We start from the raw sequence: 13,497 nt of genomic DNA, 5'->3' as shown, positions 1-13,497 counted from the left end.
GCAATGTTCCGTTAACATGCTTGCAACCGTGATGGGGATCACGTTTAATAGCCACGCTCTTTTCTTGCCTGAATCTCACTATGATTGTTCGTCCTAAACAGCACTGGCTACAACTGATTTTTGTCTGGCACGGTTCGGTACTCCCCAAAATCTATACCCGACTGCTGCTCAACTTCCTGCTTTCTATCGCCGTTATCCTGATGCTGCCGTGGTATACCTCGCTGGGCATCAAATTTACCGTGGCGCCATTTAGCATTCTCGGCGTGGCGATCGCAATCTTTCTTGGTTTCAGAAACAACGCCTGCTATTCACGCTACGTTGAGGCTCGCCAGCTGTGGGGGCAACTGATGATAGCGGCACGCTCGCTGTTTCGCGAGGTAAAAAACACCTTGCCGGACGATAAGCACCTGGGGGAATTTGTCCGCCTGCAGATCGCTTTTGCCAACTGCCTGCGCATGACCCTGCGCCGGGAAATGAACGCTGACCAGCTCTCTCGCTATCTTGCCCCGGACGTTTTAGCTCAGGTAATGGGCGCCAACTCGCCGGCGAACCGTATTTTGCTGGTCATGGGGGAGTGGCTGGCCGTGCGGCGGCGTAACGGGGAGCTTTCGGACATCCTGTTCCACAGTCTGAACAACCGCCTGAACGATATGTCCATCGTCCTTTCCGGCTGTGAACGGATTGCGACAACGCCAGTGCCGTTTGCCTATACGCTGATTTTGCACCGCACGGTGTATCTGTTCTGCATCATGCTGCCGTTCGCGCTGGTTGTGGATCTGCACTACATGACGCCGTTTGTCTCGGCGCTGATCTCATACACCTTTATCTCGCTGGACACCCTGGCGGAAGAGCTGGAAGACCCGTTTGGCACAGAAGATAACGACCTTCCGCTGGACGCCATCTGCAACATGATGGAACGCGATCTGCTGCAGATGAACGATGAAGAGAACATTCCGGAAAGGCTGATGCCGGATAAGCACTATCAGCTGACCTGATGGGCGTTCCACTCGTCGCGGGTGATCTCCCACAGTTCGGAGTCCAATATCCCGCTGACGTAGGCTTTCTTTTCCGTTCTGATGAGCCGCATGCCGCTGCTGTCTGAAATACGACGGGAGCGGCTGTTCGCGGCGGCCTTCGGCGCCCGCAAAACGGGTTTGTTGAGCGTATTAAACCAGTAATCCGTCGCGGCAATGCTGGCCTCACGCATATATCCCTGTCCCTGAAACTCCGGCGCCAGCCAGAATCCGCGGTTATTATCTTCAACATCGTACAGACAGATAATCCCCATCAACGCATCCGGCACCTCACGACGGCGGATGCTCCAGATCCAGGCTATCCCATTTGCCATATCCGGCAGCGCGACGTTATTCACATAGTTTTCCGCGCCATTATCCGGGTAGGGCCAGGGCACGGAAGAAACCAAATAGCGGACGATCTCCCAGCGCGGATACAGCTTTTGAATCTGAACCGCATCTTCGGCGACCAGCGGTTTCAGCAGGAGACGTTCTGTCGTGAGGGTCGGTATTGTCATCTGCGGATCTCCTTATTTAAGCGTTATGTTTTTGTTTGCGTTCTGGTATTTTCATCTCTATCACATTCTGGTGAGGCGTGCTGTGGTTATTCACTACCAAAAATGGGCAACCTCTCTTTAATGGCAAAATATTGTTGTGACGTTGCGCGAAAACTATCATCACTCGCGTATGGCGGGGGCTGATTTACGCTGTTTTGAAATGGTAATCGACTTGTAATGTGAGGAACGCATGGCTGTCACGGTAAGACCTCTACGCGAAGACGACTATCCCCAGTGGCGACCGCTGTGGGATGGCTATACCCATTTTTATGATTGCTACCTCGAAGAGTCCGTTACCGCATCGACATGGGAAAGGGCGCTCTCAACGCATTCACCGATGTTCTGCCGCGTGGTAGAGAAAGACGCAAAGGTCATCGGTTTCGCAATGTGTGTTCTGCACGAAGGAACCTGGTCAACCGCGCCCATCTGCTACCTGGAAGATCTGTTTGTTGATGCAGCCGAGCGCGGCGCGGGAGCGGGTAAGGCGCTTATTGATGCCTTGATAGCGGAAGGCAAGCGCGAAGGGTGGTCAAAGCTCTACTGGGTAACCCGTGAGAACAATCCGGCACGTAAACTCTACGATCGATACGGTGACGCTGACGATTACGTCCGCTATCGTCTCTCCCTTTAAGGCAGCAGCCTGTGTTTGTATCACACTGTATCCGTGTTCCAGATACATACACAGGCTTGCAATAAACGCGTTTCCGCACATATCCGCTATACATTGAACTGTTGTTATATCACCGTGAAATGTACTCAACCGGAGATACCAACATGTTCAGCAAACTCGCTTATTCAACGCTTGCTCTCACCGTTTCCCTTGGCACCGTCATGTCATGTCAGGCCGAAGTCACCGGCACTAACTTAGCGGCGGCTTTCGATCGTCCACAGCAAATTAACGCCGGCGATCTTAACGTCGGGTATGTCGACATTGGTCCTAAAGACGGCCAACCGGTCATTCTGTTACACGGCTGGCCCTACGATATTCACAGCTACGCTGAAGTCGCGCCTGCGCTGGCGGCAAAAGGCTACCGCGTGATTGTGCCTTCTCTGCGCGGCTACGGTACTACGCGCTTCCTGTCGGCAAAAACGCCGCGCAACGGCCAGCCTTCCGCGATGGCGAAAGATATCGTGAACCTGATGGACGCCCTGAATATCAAGCAGGCGGTGTTTGCAGGCTATGACTGGGGTGCCCGTACGGCCGATATCGTTGCGGCGCTGTGGCCAGAGCGCGTTAAGTCGCTCGTTTCGGTAAGCGGTTATCTCATCAGCAGCCAGCAGATTGGTAAACAGCCGTTGCCGCCAAAAGCGGAGCAGCAGTGGTGGTATCAGTTCTATTTCGCCACCGAGCGCGGCGCTGAAGGCTATGCCAAAAACACGCATGACTTCGCTCGTTTGATCTGGTCTCAGGCCTCACCTGACTGGAAATTTAGCGACGCTGTCTTTAACGCCAGCGCCAAATCCCTTGATAACCCGGATCACGTTGCGGTAACGCTCAGCAACTATCGCTGGCGCTTAGGGCTGGAAAAAGGCGAGCGCAAATACGACGCCTACGAGCAAAAACTGGCCACGCTGCCGAATATCACCGTTCCGACGATCACCATCGAAGGCGGAAACAACGGGGCGCCGCACCCGGCACCGCAGGCCTACGCGGGTAAATTCACCGGTAAGTATGAACACCGTACCTTCGGCGCAACCGTGGGGCACAATCCGCCTCAGGAAGATCCGCAGGATTTCGTCAAGGCAGTTGTTGACGCTGACAAACTCTGAAATGTGCTATTTTCAGTACGTTACCCTTCGGTCTGGAGATTTCGGTGGAGCATATTGATCATATCCTTGTCGTCGATGACGACAGGGATATTCGTGAACTGATTATCGACTATCTCGTTAAGTCCGGTTATCGCGCCTCCGGCGCGGCAAACGGCAAAGAGATGCGCGTCGTGCTGGACAAGCAGCATATCGACCTGGTGGTGCTGGACGTTATGATGCCCGGCGACGACGGGCTTACGCTGTGTCGGCAATTACGCGTCGGGAAATATAAAGATCTGCCCATCCTGATGCTGACGGCGCGCAACGAGGAGACGGACAGGATCCTGGGTCTGGAAATGGGAGCCGACGATTACGTCGTAAAGCCTTTCGTCGCGCGAGAATTGCTGGCGCGTATCAAAGCGATTTTACGCCGTTTTCGCACGATGCCGCCCAATTTACAGGTGACGGAAGCAGGGCGGCTGGTGACGTTCGGCGAATGGCAGCTCGATACCGTTGCCCGCCACCTGATCGACCCGGAAGGGGTGATTGTGGCGCTCAGCGGGGCGGAGTATCGACTGCTGCGCGTTTTCCTTGACCACCCGCAGCGGGTGCTGACCCGCGATCAGCTGCTCAACCTGACGCAGGGGCGTGACGCCGAGCTGTTTGAACGCTCAATCGACCTGCTGGTTAGCCGGGTTCGCCAGCGTCTGAATGAAGATGCCCGCACGCCCGCGTATATCAAAACCGTGCGCAGCGAGGGCTATGTGTTTACCATGCCGGTCACCATCAAAGAGGCTAACGAATGACGCTCTGGCCACGCTCGCTGCTGGCCCGCTTGCTGATCGTCGTGCTGCCCGGCCTGTTGCTCGCCAATGCCCTGAGCCTGACGCTGGTCATGATAGAGCGAATGCACAGCGCCCGAACGGTGATGCTCGGTAATCTGGAATACGATGTCGCGACCAGCGTGGCTATTTTAGACCGCTTACCCGCCAGCGAGCGCGCGGCCTGGCTGCCGCGCCTTGAACGGGGTAACTATCGCTATATTCTGGGGCCGGGAGAGCCCGGCAACGCGCCGACGGACAAGCGCTCCCGGGACGCCATCCGAACCTTAAAAGCGACGCTTGCGGAACAGTACCCGCTAAGCTTCACCGCCGTTCCCGGCGCCATTTCACATATTCAGGCTCATCTCACGCTACATGATGGCGCGCCGCTGACCATTGACCTGAGCCCTCGGATGCCGCCGGTCGCCAGCTGGCTGCCCGTTGTTCTTATTCTGCAGTTGCTCGTGCTGGCTGCCTGCTCCTGGATCGCCGTACGCCAGGTGATACGGCCTTTTTCACAGTTTACCCGCGCGGTAGCCTCCCTGGACCCGGCCGCCAACACGCCAATGACGGAAAAGGGGCCAGTCGAGGTGCAGCGGGCAGCACATGCCTTCAACGCGATGCAGGCGCGCATTCAGTCCTATCTCAGGGAGCGGGCGCAGATCCTGGCATCCATATCGCACGATCTCCAGACGCCCATTACCCGCATGAAGCTTCGTGTTGAAATGGCGGATCAGCCTGACCTGCGCGACAAGCTCTTAAACGACCTTGATAACATGTCGCGTCTGGTGCGGGAGGGTATTGCGTATGCCCGGTCATCAGAATCACTGGAAGAGACCTCGCTGAAGCTGGAGCTGAACGCCTGGATAAACAGCATCGCCTGCGATTATCAGGACATCGGTAAAAACGTGCAGTTTCAGGCAGACGAAAACCGTTTGCCCATCGTCATGCGTCCACAGGCGCTGCGCCGGGTGATGACCAACCTGCTGGATAACGCCCTGAAATTTGGCGACTACGCCACCATTAGCATTGATGACTCGGCTGCCGGAGAGGTGGTGATTCACATCATGGACGGCGGGCCGGGGATACCGGATGCCGAGCTGGAGGCGGTATTACAGCCGTTTTATCGGGTAGAAACATCACGCAACCGCGACACCGGCGGGACAGGGCTCGGCCTGGCGATCGCAGCGCAGCTCACCGCTCAGCTGGACGGAAAGCTAAAGCTGGCGAACCGCGCAGAGGGCGGGCTGGACGTTTCGATTACTCTCCCGCGCCTTTAATTGTACGGTTCTGTATCTCCCCGCGTGGCCGATACAGAGCCAGACAAAAACCCACGCTTTTACACATATCCTGAATACATCCGCACGATGAAATAGCCTCACTGCAGCGTCGCAGGACTTGTATTGTGAGGTATCTATGTTTCTGATAATTGCTTTCCTGGGCGGGATGATAAGCCTGCTCAGTCCATGTACGCTCCCGGTAATTCCTCTCCTGTTCGCCGGTTTTCAGGGGCAGCGGCGACATATTCTGGCGCTGCTCGCGGGGATGATCGTCATGTTCACCCTGGTGGCGATGGTCGTCACCGTCGCCAGCGAGTGGATAGCAGAGGCAACTATCGTCGGGCGCTGGATCGCGCTTATCGTCCTGGCCACGGCCGCGCTGGCCTTAATTTTTCCGGCCTTTGCCCAGCGTATCGCCGGGCCGGCAGTCAGCGCGGGAAATGTCCTCAACACCCGAAGCGGGCAAACGCGTGGTATGGCATCGGCTTTTCTGGCCGGGCTTGCCGTCGGGCTGCTCTGGTCTCCCTGCGCGGGACCGATTCTGGGCGCCATTTTCAGCATCAATATTGCCGGACACTCGGCCATTGCCACAGGAGCCTTGCTGGCCGCCTATGGTAGCGGCTGCGCGCTGATGCTGGGCCTGCTCGTTTTCGGAGGCCGCACGCTGATGGCGCCGCTGAGAGCAAGATCGGCGCTGATGGAAAAAATACGTCAGGGGGCAGGCGTGGTGATGTTAGCGGCCGTTGTCTTTAACGCAACGGGGATGACGTCTGCTCTGCAAGGCGCAAACGGCGTCGCTAATCGTCTTGAAACCGCGCTGCTGAATCTGGCAAAGCCCGCCGCGCAACCGGCGAAGCTTCAACCGGTCGTCATGACCGAGCCCAGCAGCCAGCTGCCTTCATTAAGCGGTGGAACAGGGTGGGTAAATGGTGACCCTGTCACGTCTGAATCACTCCGCGGGAAGGTGGTACTGATCGATTTCTGGACCTGGGACTGCATTAACTGCCAGCATACGCTTCCGCACGTACGCGACTGGGCAACAAAATACCAGTCTCAGGGCCTGGTCGTCATAGGGGTACACACGCCTGAATACCCCTGGGAGAAACCGATCGCCTCGGTGAAAAACGCGGTAAATAAATGGCAGCTGCCGTACCGGGTTGTGACGGACAACAACTATCAGATCTGGAACGCTTTCGGCAACCAGTACTGGCCCGCGCACTACTATTTCGATGCTAAAGGTCAGCTACGCTATACCTCGTTTGGCGAAGGGAATTATGAGCAGCAGGAAAAGGTTATCCAGCAGCTGCTCAAAGAGGCCCGTTCATAGCGCCGTTCAGGGCTGACGCTGGGCAACCATAAACAGTCGAGGAAAAGCCAGCAGTATCTGCCCGTTTTCCTGGAGCGGATACTGCTCTTCCAGCAGTTCATGGTAGCGTTTCAGGAAACGTTGCTGCTCGCTCTCGTTCAGTTCCTGGAGCCACGGGCGCAAACCGGTCGCGCTGACCCAGTCAATAATGGCCTGGTGCGAACTCATTTTATGGAAATAGGTTGTCCGCCAGATATCCACATCGCAGCCGGCCTCCGATAAAATATCGTAATAGGCATGCACGCCAGGCAGCGGCTCGCGGCCACGGTCCGGGTAGCCTTGCTCCAGCGCCACTTCACGCATCGCCACATGCGTGGGTTCAAGCCAGTTGTCCGGCATCTGGATCGCCAGCATGCCATTGAGCGTGAGCAGTGACGCCAGATGCGGCAGGAGATCGTAATGGTCAGGTATCCACTGTAGGGATGCGTTCGCATAGATGAGGTTCAACGGCTGGCCTGGCCTGAACTGGCGGATATCGGCCTCAACGAACTGACAGTCGGGCAGTGCGCTGCGCGCCTCTTCCAGCATAGCCGGTGAGTTATCGACGCCGACAATCTGCGCTTTTGGCCAGCGATGCTGCAACAGCGCGGTGCTGTTTCCCGGCCCGCAGCCCAAATCGGCGATGGTGGCAACGTCACTCAGGGGAATTCTGGCAAGCAGCTCGGCGGCAGGGCGCGTTCGTTCAGCGCCGTATTGCAGATAAAGCGAAGGGTTCCAGTCGGCCATCTTTAGATCTCCGTTTTGCGTGTTTCAGCAAGGATAGCACAGGCCGACACCTGCACCGGGACAGGCGTCGGGCGAGCGGCAGGTTACAGAATGCCTTTCAGTGCAATATGGTAGAGCAGCATGATGGTTTTTCCGTCGACGATTTTGCCCGTTTCAATTCCCCGCAAGGCCTCTTCAAAGGGCATTTCCTGCACGTCGATATCTTCTCCCTCCGCTTTGATACCGCCGCCTGCGCTGGTTTTGTCCTTCGGCTGATACTCGGCAAGATAGAAATAGAGTTTCTCCGTGACGGAGCCTGGGCTCATGTAGGCTTCAAAGATTTTCTGCACGCTCGACACGTTAAACCCGGTCTCTTCTTCCGCCTCTGCTTTAATGCGGCTTTCCGGATCCATGTTATCAAGCAGGCCGGCCGCCGCCTCAATCAGGTCGTCCTCATGGCCATTAATAAAGACCGGGAAGCGGAACTGGCGGGTCAGAATCACGGTTTTTTGGTCACGGTTGTAGAGCAGGATCGTAGAGCCGTTCCCCCGGTCATAAACTTCACGCGTTTGCCGCTGCCATTCGCCATCGCGTCTTTGCAGGTCAAAGGTATATTTTTTAAGTAAGTACCAGTTATCGGACAGGGTTTCACTGTCAATGATGCGCACATCTGCACGTTTTGATTGCACGTTTCGTCCTCCTTACGTAGAGTAACTATCAATATCAGCATTATCGTGCATTTTCAAGATTAAACATGCAACATCAGGAATACATCATGCTCACCAGTCAGCGAAAACAGTTGATCCTTGAAAAGCTCGGCGCCGAAGGACAGGTCCAGTCTAAAGCACTTAGCGTTCTCTTCGACGTCTCTGAAGACACCATCCGACGCGATTTGCGCGAGCTGGCGGCAGAAGGGCGTTTACAGCGGGTTCACGGCGGCGCGCTGCCGTCGTCTTCCGCTACTGTGCCTTTCGCGGAACGACAGTCCGTTAAAATGGATGCCAAAAGAAAGGTGGCGCAGAAGGGGGCGCAGCTGATTTCTTCGGGCCAGGTGGTGATCGTTGACGGTGGAACGACCACTTCAGAATTGATCGCTTTTTTACCGCGTGACCTGCGTATTACCGTGGTGACGCACAGTCCGAGCATTGCCCTGGGGCTTGTTAATCATCCTTCCATCGAGGTGATTCTGATCGGCGGCCGTTTGTATAAACACTCGATTGTCGCCGTCGGCGCGGCGGCCGTCGAAGGTATCGAAAACATTCATGCGGATCTGTTCTTTATGGGCGTGACCGGTATCCATCCGGAAGCAGGGCTGACGACCGGAGATTTCGAAGAGGCGTGCATCAAACGTGCATTTTCCGGCAGAGCCGCCGAGACGGTTGTCCTGGCGTCGCCGGAAAAAATAAATACGGCGTCATCATTTGTTATTGGCGATGTGGCGCTGGCGAATACGATTGTCGTCGAAGGCGATACCGACCGCGACTGGGTCAATGCGGTATCGGAAAAAGGGGTATCGGTCGTATTGGCCTGAGCGTGAGCCAGCCAGAAAACTGGCTGGCGCGGGTACTCGCAAGCGGGTGAAATTAAGTTATCTTTCTTCGGGGGCATGGCATACCGCTTCGATATTATGACCATCAGGCGCAATGACAAATGCGGCATAGTAATTTTTACCGTAGGAGCGTAATCCCGGTGCGCCATTGTCGCGTCCGCCTGCGCGCAGCGCGGCATGGTAAAAGTCATCAACCTGCTGGCGTGTCGTGGCCACAAAGGCCAGATGAAGCGGAGCGGGTTTATCATTCGACTGAAAAAGGCAAAGAGAAACATCGCCGGAACTCATTTCGACGCCATAGTCAGGAGAGCCTTCATCGACGAGTTCGACACCGAGCGGTTGAAGCGACATGAGGAAGAAGGTTTTACTTTTCTCATAATCGCTGACGCCGAATTTTACATGATCAAACATTATGGACTCCTCAAAAGTGATGGTGAAATGAGAAGTATAGAAAGAGAGTGGAGTCCAATACGATCAAGGGGTTGTGAATGTGACCGATATCAATACTCGCTACAAAGCAGACCGTTTACTCCCTACGAATGTCCAACGCAGATAATCATAGAGCCAGTTAAAAAGCATCGTGTATGGCAGGAAAAACAGTACAAGGCCAATCTCAACAAAAAATGCCTCCGCGATCGTCAAATTCAGCATGAACATGGCCACAGGGATTAAGGAGATGATAAGGCCCGTTTCAAACCCAACTGCATGGATGGCGCGAACGAGAAACGTTCGTTGGAACTGATGTTTTTTCTGCAGGGAGTCAAAGAGCTTATTGAAGACAAAATTCCAGACCGTTGCGGTAAGTGCAGATATCACCGACAACGAACCCGACTGGAGTACCGAAACGTTCATCAGCCACGCAAGAGACAGCGCGATGATAACGTTGGCCGTCACTTCAAAAATGACAGCGTGGAAAATCCTTTCTTTAAAGCTTTTATTGAGTTCGATTTCCATAAGTCTACAGCAGCGGTGGTCAAAGCCAGGAGTATATCAAACGTCTTTTAACGTTGGATAAACGTAGAAGTTGGGATTTCACAAGCTATCAATGACCAGGGGCAATCACGACCGTAGAAAGGCAGATTTTGAATGGTATTACGTTGGTGCGCATAATGTATATTATGTTAAATAAGAATGTTGCCGTGCCTCAGGAGGTATCCCTCCTCAGTCTTGAGGATTCACCGTTGGCCACGCAGTTTGTATGTAAAACCCACTGACGATTACGCCCATCTGTGAAAAAAACTCATAACACCATTCGATGGCGCATGCTGGTTCCCTTCATGTCAGTGCAATACCCTGTCACATACAGAATTGCTGGCAATAAAAGAAGGAACATAGAATGAAGTATGTGAATCTGGGTCGTAGCGGTTTGCAAGTCTCCCGTCTTTGTCTCGGTTGTATGAGCTATGGTGAACCTGAACGCTTGCCTCAACCCTGGTCCCTGGATGAAAAGGCGTCACGTCCGCTCATTCGTCAGGCGCTTGAAGCGGGCATTAATTTTTTTGATACCGCGAATATCTACTCGGGCGGAAGTTCTGAAGAGATCACTGGAAAAGCGCTGAGAGAAATGGCCAGACGCGATGAGATCGTTGTGGCGACAAAGACCTTCTTTCCGTGGCGCAACTCACCCAATACCGGGTTTCTTTCCCGCAAGGCCATTTTTCAGTCTATTGACGATAGCCTGATGCGCTTAGGCATGGATTACGTGGATCTCTTTCAGATTCACCGCTTTGACCACTCCACGCCTGTTGAAGAGACCATGGAGGCTCTGCATGACCTCGTTAAATCAGGAAAAGTACGTTACATCGGCGCATCATCTATGGAAGCCTGGCGCTTTGCAAAAATGCAGCATACGGCAGAGCGTAACGGCTGGACCCGATTTATTACGATGCAACCGCAATACAACCTGCTTTACCGGGAAGAAGAGCGCGAGATGCTGCCCCTGTGTGAAGACCAGGGCGTTGGTGTGATCCCCTGGAGTCCGATGGCACGCGGCAGGCTCACGCGCGACTGGAGTGTCACGTCCCGACGAACGCAAAACGATGCCTTTGCGTTAAAAATGTATGAGAACGCAGCCCTTCTGGATAAGCCCGTTATTGATGTTGTTGCCAGCATTGCTGAAAAGCACCATGTGCCAAGAGCCCATGTTGCAATTGCCTGGTTGCTATCAAAAACGGTCATCACAGCACCGATCATCGGCGCGACGAAACCAGAACATCTTTCCACGGCTATCAGCGCGCTGGACTTTTCACTTAGCGATGCCGAAATCATGGAACTCGAGGCACGCTATCTGCCGCACCCCGTCGACGGGATCATTCCCCCGCTTCCGGATACGCCACCTTCACTCACGCCGCCTTCAGCAATACAGGACTGTTAATGCCCTACCCTGGCCCGGCGTTGGTTCGGTGAGTGGATGGACTTGTGAAAAAAATTCAGCAACGGATTAGCCCTGGTCGGTCTATGGTGTATATCATTTCCGTATCAACGCATTCGGGCCTTAACGCACAAGGAAAACGATTCTGTATGCAAATAAGCAGAGCTGATGTCGCCGATCTCATTTATTTCATGGCTATTGCACGCCATCGCAGTTTCAGCCGTGCGGCGATTGAATTAGGTGTCAGTGCATCAGCGCTTAGTCATGCCCTGAAGGGACTGGAAACCCGGCTCGGGGTTCGCCTGCTTAATCGCACGACCAAGAGCGTTACCCCTACGGCTGCAGGTGAAGAACTGGTTCAGTCTGTCCTTCAGCCTTTCGACAAGATAGAAGGCGCGCTTGAATCGCTTAACCGGTATCGTAATACGCCTACCGGGCGTATCCGCATCAATGCAGCCGTTGAAGCGGCCAATCTTTTGCTTGCACCGGTTATGCCCGCGTTTATGGATCGCTATCCCGATATTGAAATCGATATTGTGGCCAATAACCGTATGGTTGACGTCACTGATGCGGGCTTCGATGCCGGTATCCGCTATGGTGGCACCGTCCCGGAAGACATGGTTGCCCGGCGTTTATCTGCCGATATTCGCTGGGTTATCGCCGCATCCCCTGACTACCTTGAACGTTACGGAACGCCTGAACATCCGGATGATTTATTACACCATCGCTGTATAAACAATCGTCTCGGCGATGATCGGATTTATCGCTGGGAACTTGAGCGAGACGGCGAAACGTACCAAATCACTGTGCCTGGCTCAGTGACGGTCAACCAGGCTGAAACGGGTCTTGTGGCCGTATTAGGCGGGGCCGGCCTGATGTATTTTCCGGAGCCTCTTGTTGCACCCTATGTGAAGGATGGACGGCTCCGCCTGGTGCTTACGGAATGGTCCCCGCTGGAGGAAGGTTTTTATATCTATTATTCAAGCCGCCGGCAACTGCCGACCGGGCTTCGCCTTCTGATTGAGTTCATACAGGAGGCCAGGCCGCTGGGGTTGTGAAATAGCGCTTCCATACGGGACAATAGGATGCGGTATCGACGCGCTTCATTCTCTCCGTGCCGAAAAAAGTGGCCTGAGCCGTCAGCGTACAGCGCGGCACACCTCCAGCACCTTTTCTCTGAGCCAGCGATGCGCCGGGTCCTTTTCCATGCGCGGATGCCACATCTGTGACACCGTAATACTCCGGGTTTTAAACGGCAGTTCAAAGACGTGCACGCGCTCGGTCATCGGCTGATTGAGCAGATAGAGCGCCGGCACCATGGCAACGAGATCGGAGACCAGCGCCACCGATAACGCCGTCGGAAACCCTGGCACCACGCTGGCAATTTTGCGCTTCATCCCGCGTTCCGCCAGCGCCTCATCGACAAATCCGTGTAACGAGCCGTCGGGCGAGGCCACCACGTGCCCCCAGGCGACATAATCCTCCAGGCTGACTGACGACAGCGAGGCCAGCGGATGCCCCTGGCGCACCGCGCCCACAAACCGGTCCTGAAAGAGCCGTTGCAGACGAATTTCAGGCCCCATATTGCTCTGCACGCCGATCTCCAGGTCAACCAGCCCCTCTCGCAGATAGCGCGACGTTTTCTCAGGTTTCGGCGAAAAGCGAATGCAGACGTCGGGCGCCACCGCCGCCACTGCGGCAATGAGCAGTGGCCCAAACGCCACCACAAAGCCGTCGTTGGCTCGGATGGTGAACAGGCGCTCCATACGCTCAACATTCAGCGTTTCCGTGGAGGGTTGCAGTACCGCCCTTGCCTCATGCACGGCACTTCTGGCCCGATCCCGGGTGGCTTCGGCCCAGGGCGTCAGCACCATCTGCCGACCAGCCCGCACCAGGATAGGATCGCCTGTCACCTCCCGCAGCCTGCTCAGGGTGCGGCTCATGGCGGAGGTGCTCAGGTTTAAGCGCCGCGCCGCGCCAGCCACGCTGGCTTCGGCCAGCAGAACGTCGAGCGCAACCAGAAGGTTAAAGTCAGGATCGGACACGATGGCTCCTCAGATAAGGCGTCTTATGCAACGATAAAGTG

The 13,497-nt window shown here is 55.1% G+C and carries 15 protein-coding genes; 9 read left to right on the top strand and 6 right to left on the bottom strand.

All coding sequences use genetic code 11. From position 1 onward, the window contains the following. The first annotated feature begins 80 nt into the window (after positions 1-80). Positions 81-995: a bestrophin family protein gene (locus IM299_RS01295; protein ID WP_193356889.1), complete on the top strand. Its 915-nt coding sequence runs from the start codon at positions 81-83 to the stop codon at positions 993-995. On the opposite strand, the gene IM299_RS01290 is transcribed toward IM299_RS01295, so the two are convergent. Continuing rightward, positions 983-1,531, bottom strand: coding sequence for a GNAT family N-acetyltransferase (locus tag IM299_RS01290; protein ID WP_193356888.1), 549 nt, complete (start codon positions 1,529-1,531; stop codon positions 983-985). The two genes, IM299_RS01295 and IM299_RS01290, sit on opposite strands and share 13 nt — an antisense overlap. Before the next feature lie 229 nt (positions 1,532-1,760). Here IM299_RS01290 and IM299_RS01285 point away from each other — a divergent pair, with 229 nt between their 5' ends. The 5 genes from IM299_RS01285 (at position 1,761) to IM299_RS01265 (ending at position 6,747) form a co-directional block, all read left to right on the top strand. Continuing rightward, positions 1,761-2,201: a GNAT family N-acetyltransferase gene (locus IM299_RS01285; RefSeq protein ID WP_041909975.1), complete on the top strand. Its 441-nt coding sequence runs from the start codon at positions 1,761-1,763 to the stop codon at positions 2,199-2,201. 143 nt (positions 2,202-2,344) lie between these two features. Further along, the gene (locus IM299_RS01280) at positions 2,345-3,340 is read left to right on the top strand and encodes an alpha/beta fold hydrolase (RefSeq protein WP_048958215.1); all 996 of its coding nucleotides are present in this window, start codon (positions 2,345-2,347) and stop codon (positions 3,338-3,340) included. Between the two features lie 44 nt (positions 3,341-3,384). Then, the gene (locus tag IM299_RS01275; protein WP_028013158.1) at positions 3,385-4,125 is read left to right on the top strand and encodes a response regulator; all 741 of its coding nucleotides are present in this window, start codon (positions 3,385-3,387) and stop codon (positions 4,123-4,125) included. Then, positions 4,122-5,420, top strand: a complete 1,299-nt coding sequence (locus IM299_RS01270) for an ATP-binding protein (RefSeq protein WP_193356887.1) — start codon at positions 4,122-4,124, stop codon at positions 5,418-5,420. Before IM299_RS01275 ends, IM299_RS01270 begins: the two co-directional genes overlap by 4 nt. Positions 5,421-5,556: 136 nt before the next feature. Beyond that, on the top strand, positions 5,557-6,747 hold the full coding sequence (locus IM299_RS01265; RefSeq protein ID WP_193356886.1) for a cytochrome c biogenesis protein/redoxin: 1,191 nt from the start codon (positions 5,557-5,559) through the stop codon (positions 6,745-6,747). A gap of 6 nt (positions 6,748-6,753) precedes the next feature. Here the strand turns inward: IM299_RS01265 and tam are convergent, their stop codons facing one another. Together tam and IM299_RS01255 are read right to left on the bottom strand one after the other, a co-directional pair. Beyond that, complete coding sequence (gene tam / locus IM299_RS01260; RefSeq protein ID WP_193356885.1) at positions 6,754-7,512, bottom strand: trans-aconitate 2-methyltransferase; 759 nt, start codon at positions 7,510-7,512, stop codon at positions 6,754-6,756. A gap of 83 nt (positions 7,513-7,595) precedes the next feature. Continuing rightward, the gene (locus tag IM299_RS01255) at positions 7,596-8,180 is read right to left on the bottom strand and encodes an NUDIX domain-containing protein (protein ID WP_193356884.1); all 585 of its coding nucleotides are present in this window, start codon (positions 8,178-8,180) and stop codon (positions 7,596-7,598) included. 86 nt (positions 8,181-8,266) lie between these two features. Here IM299_RS01255 and IM299_RS01250 point away from each other — a divergent pair, with 86 nt between their 5' ends. Next, on the top strand, positions 8,267-9,022 hold the full coding sequence (locus tag IM299_RS01250; protein WP_193356883.1) for a DeoR/GlpR family DNA-binding transcription regulator: 756 nt from the start codon (positions 8,267-8,269) through the stop codon (positions 9,020-9,022). 57 nt (positions 9,023-9,079) lie between these two features. Here IM299_RS01250 and IM299_RS01245 read toward each other — a convergent pair whose 3' ends face one another. After that, positions 9,080-9,451 (bottom strand): VOC family protein, encoded by a 372-nt coding sequence (locus IM299_RS01245; RefSeq protein WP_028013164.1) that lies wholly within the window; start codon positions 9,449-9,451, stop codon positions 9,080-9,082. Positions 9,452-9,550: 99 nt separating this feature from the next. Then, positions 9,551-9,994, bottom strand: coding sequence for a PACE efflux transporter (locus IM299_RS01240; RefSeq protein WP_193356882.1), 444 nt, complete (start codon positions 9,992-9,994; stop codon positions 9,551-9,553). Positions 9,995-10,376: 382 nt separating this feature from the next. On the opposite strand from IM299_RS01240, the gene IM299_RS01235 reads away from it, so the two are divergent. After that, positions 10,377-11,414: an aldo/keto reductase gene (locus IM299_RS01235; protein WP_045260527.1), complete on the top strand. Its 1,038-nt coding sequence runs from the start codon at positions 10,377-10,379 to the stop codon at positions 11,412-11,414. A 146-nt stretch (positions 11,415-11,560) separates the two neighbouring features. Next, positions 11,561-12,469, top strand: a complete 909-nt coding sequence (locus IM299_RS01230) for a LysR family transcriptional regulator (protein ID WP_193357053.1) — start codon at positions 11,561-11,563, stop codon at positions 12,467-12,469. Between the two features lie 81 nt (positions 12,470-12,550). Here the strand turns inward: IM299_RS01230 and IM299_RS01225 are convergent, their stop codons facing one another. Beyond that, positions 12,551-13,456: a LysR family transcriptional regulator gene (locus tag IM299_RS01225; protein WP_048958224.1), complete on the bottom strand. Its 906-nt coding sequence runs from the start codon at positions 13,454-13,456 to the stop codon at positions 12,551-12,553. Positions 13,457-13,497: the final 41 nt, after the last annotated feature.

The sequence above is a fragment of the Enterobacter cloacae complex sp. P47BA genome (genome assembly GCF_014930485.1).
GTDB lineage: Bacteria > Pseudomonadota > Gammaproteobacteria > Enterobacterales > Enterobacteriaceae > Enterobacter > Enterobacter bugandensis.
The sequence above is the reverse complement of the archived record's forward strand: the minus strand, read 5'-3'. Positions and strand labels throughout refer to the sequence as shown.

Coding starts and splice junctions, on each gene's coding strand:
- IM299_RS01295 (WP_193356889.1), top strand. CDS start 81: ATGATTGTTCGTCCTAAACAGCACTGGCTACAACTGATTTTTGTCTGG.
- IM299_RS01290 (WP_193356888.1), bottom strand. CDS start 1,531: ATGACAATACCGACCCTCACGACAGAACGTCTCCTGCTGAAACCGCTG.
- IM299_RS01285 (WP_041909975.1), top strand. CDS start 1,761: ATGGCTGTCACGGTAAGACCTCTACGCGAAGACGACTATCCCCAGTGG.
- IM299_RS01280 (WP_048958215.1), top strand. CDS start 2,345: ATGTTCAGCAAACTCGCTTATTCAACGCTTGCTCTCACCGTTTCCCTT.
- IM299_RS01270 (WP_193356887.1), top strand. CDS start 4,122: ATGACGCTCTGGCCACGCTCGCTGCTGGCCCGCTTGCTGATCGTCGTG.
- IM299_RS01265 (WP_193356886.1), top strand. CDS start 5,557: ATGTTTCTGATAATTGCTTTCCTGGGCGGGATGATAAGCCTGCTCAGT.
- tam (WP_193356885.1), bottom strand. CDS start 7,512: ATGGCCGACTGGAACCCTTCGCTTTATCTGCAATACGGCGCTGAACGA.
- IM299_RS01250 (WP_193356883.1), top strand. CDS start 8,267: ATGCTCACCAGTCAGCGAAAACAGTTGATCCTTGAAAAGCTCGGCGCC.
- IM299_RS01245 (WP_028013164.1), bottom strand. CDS start 9,451: ATGTTTGATCATGTAAAATTCGGCGTCAGCGATTATGAGAAAAGTAAA.
- IM299_RS01240 (WP_193356882.1), bottom strand. CDS start 9,994: ATGGAAATCGAACTCAATAAAAGCTTTAAAGAAAGGATTTTCCACGCT.
- IM299_RS01235 (WP_045260527.1), top strand. CDS start 10,377: ATGAAGTATGTGAATCTGGGTCGTAGCGGTTTGCAAGTCTCCCGTCTT.
- IM299_RS01230 (WP_193357053.1), top strand. CDS start 11,561: ATGCAAATAAGCAGAGCTGATGTCGCCGATCTCATTTATTTCATGGCT.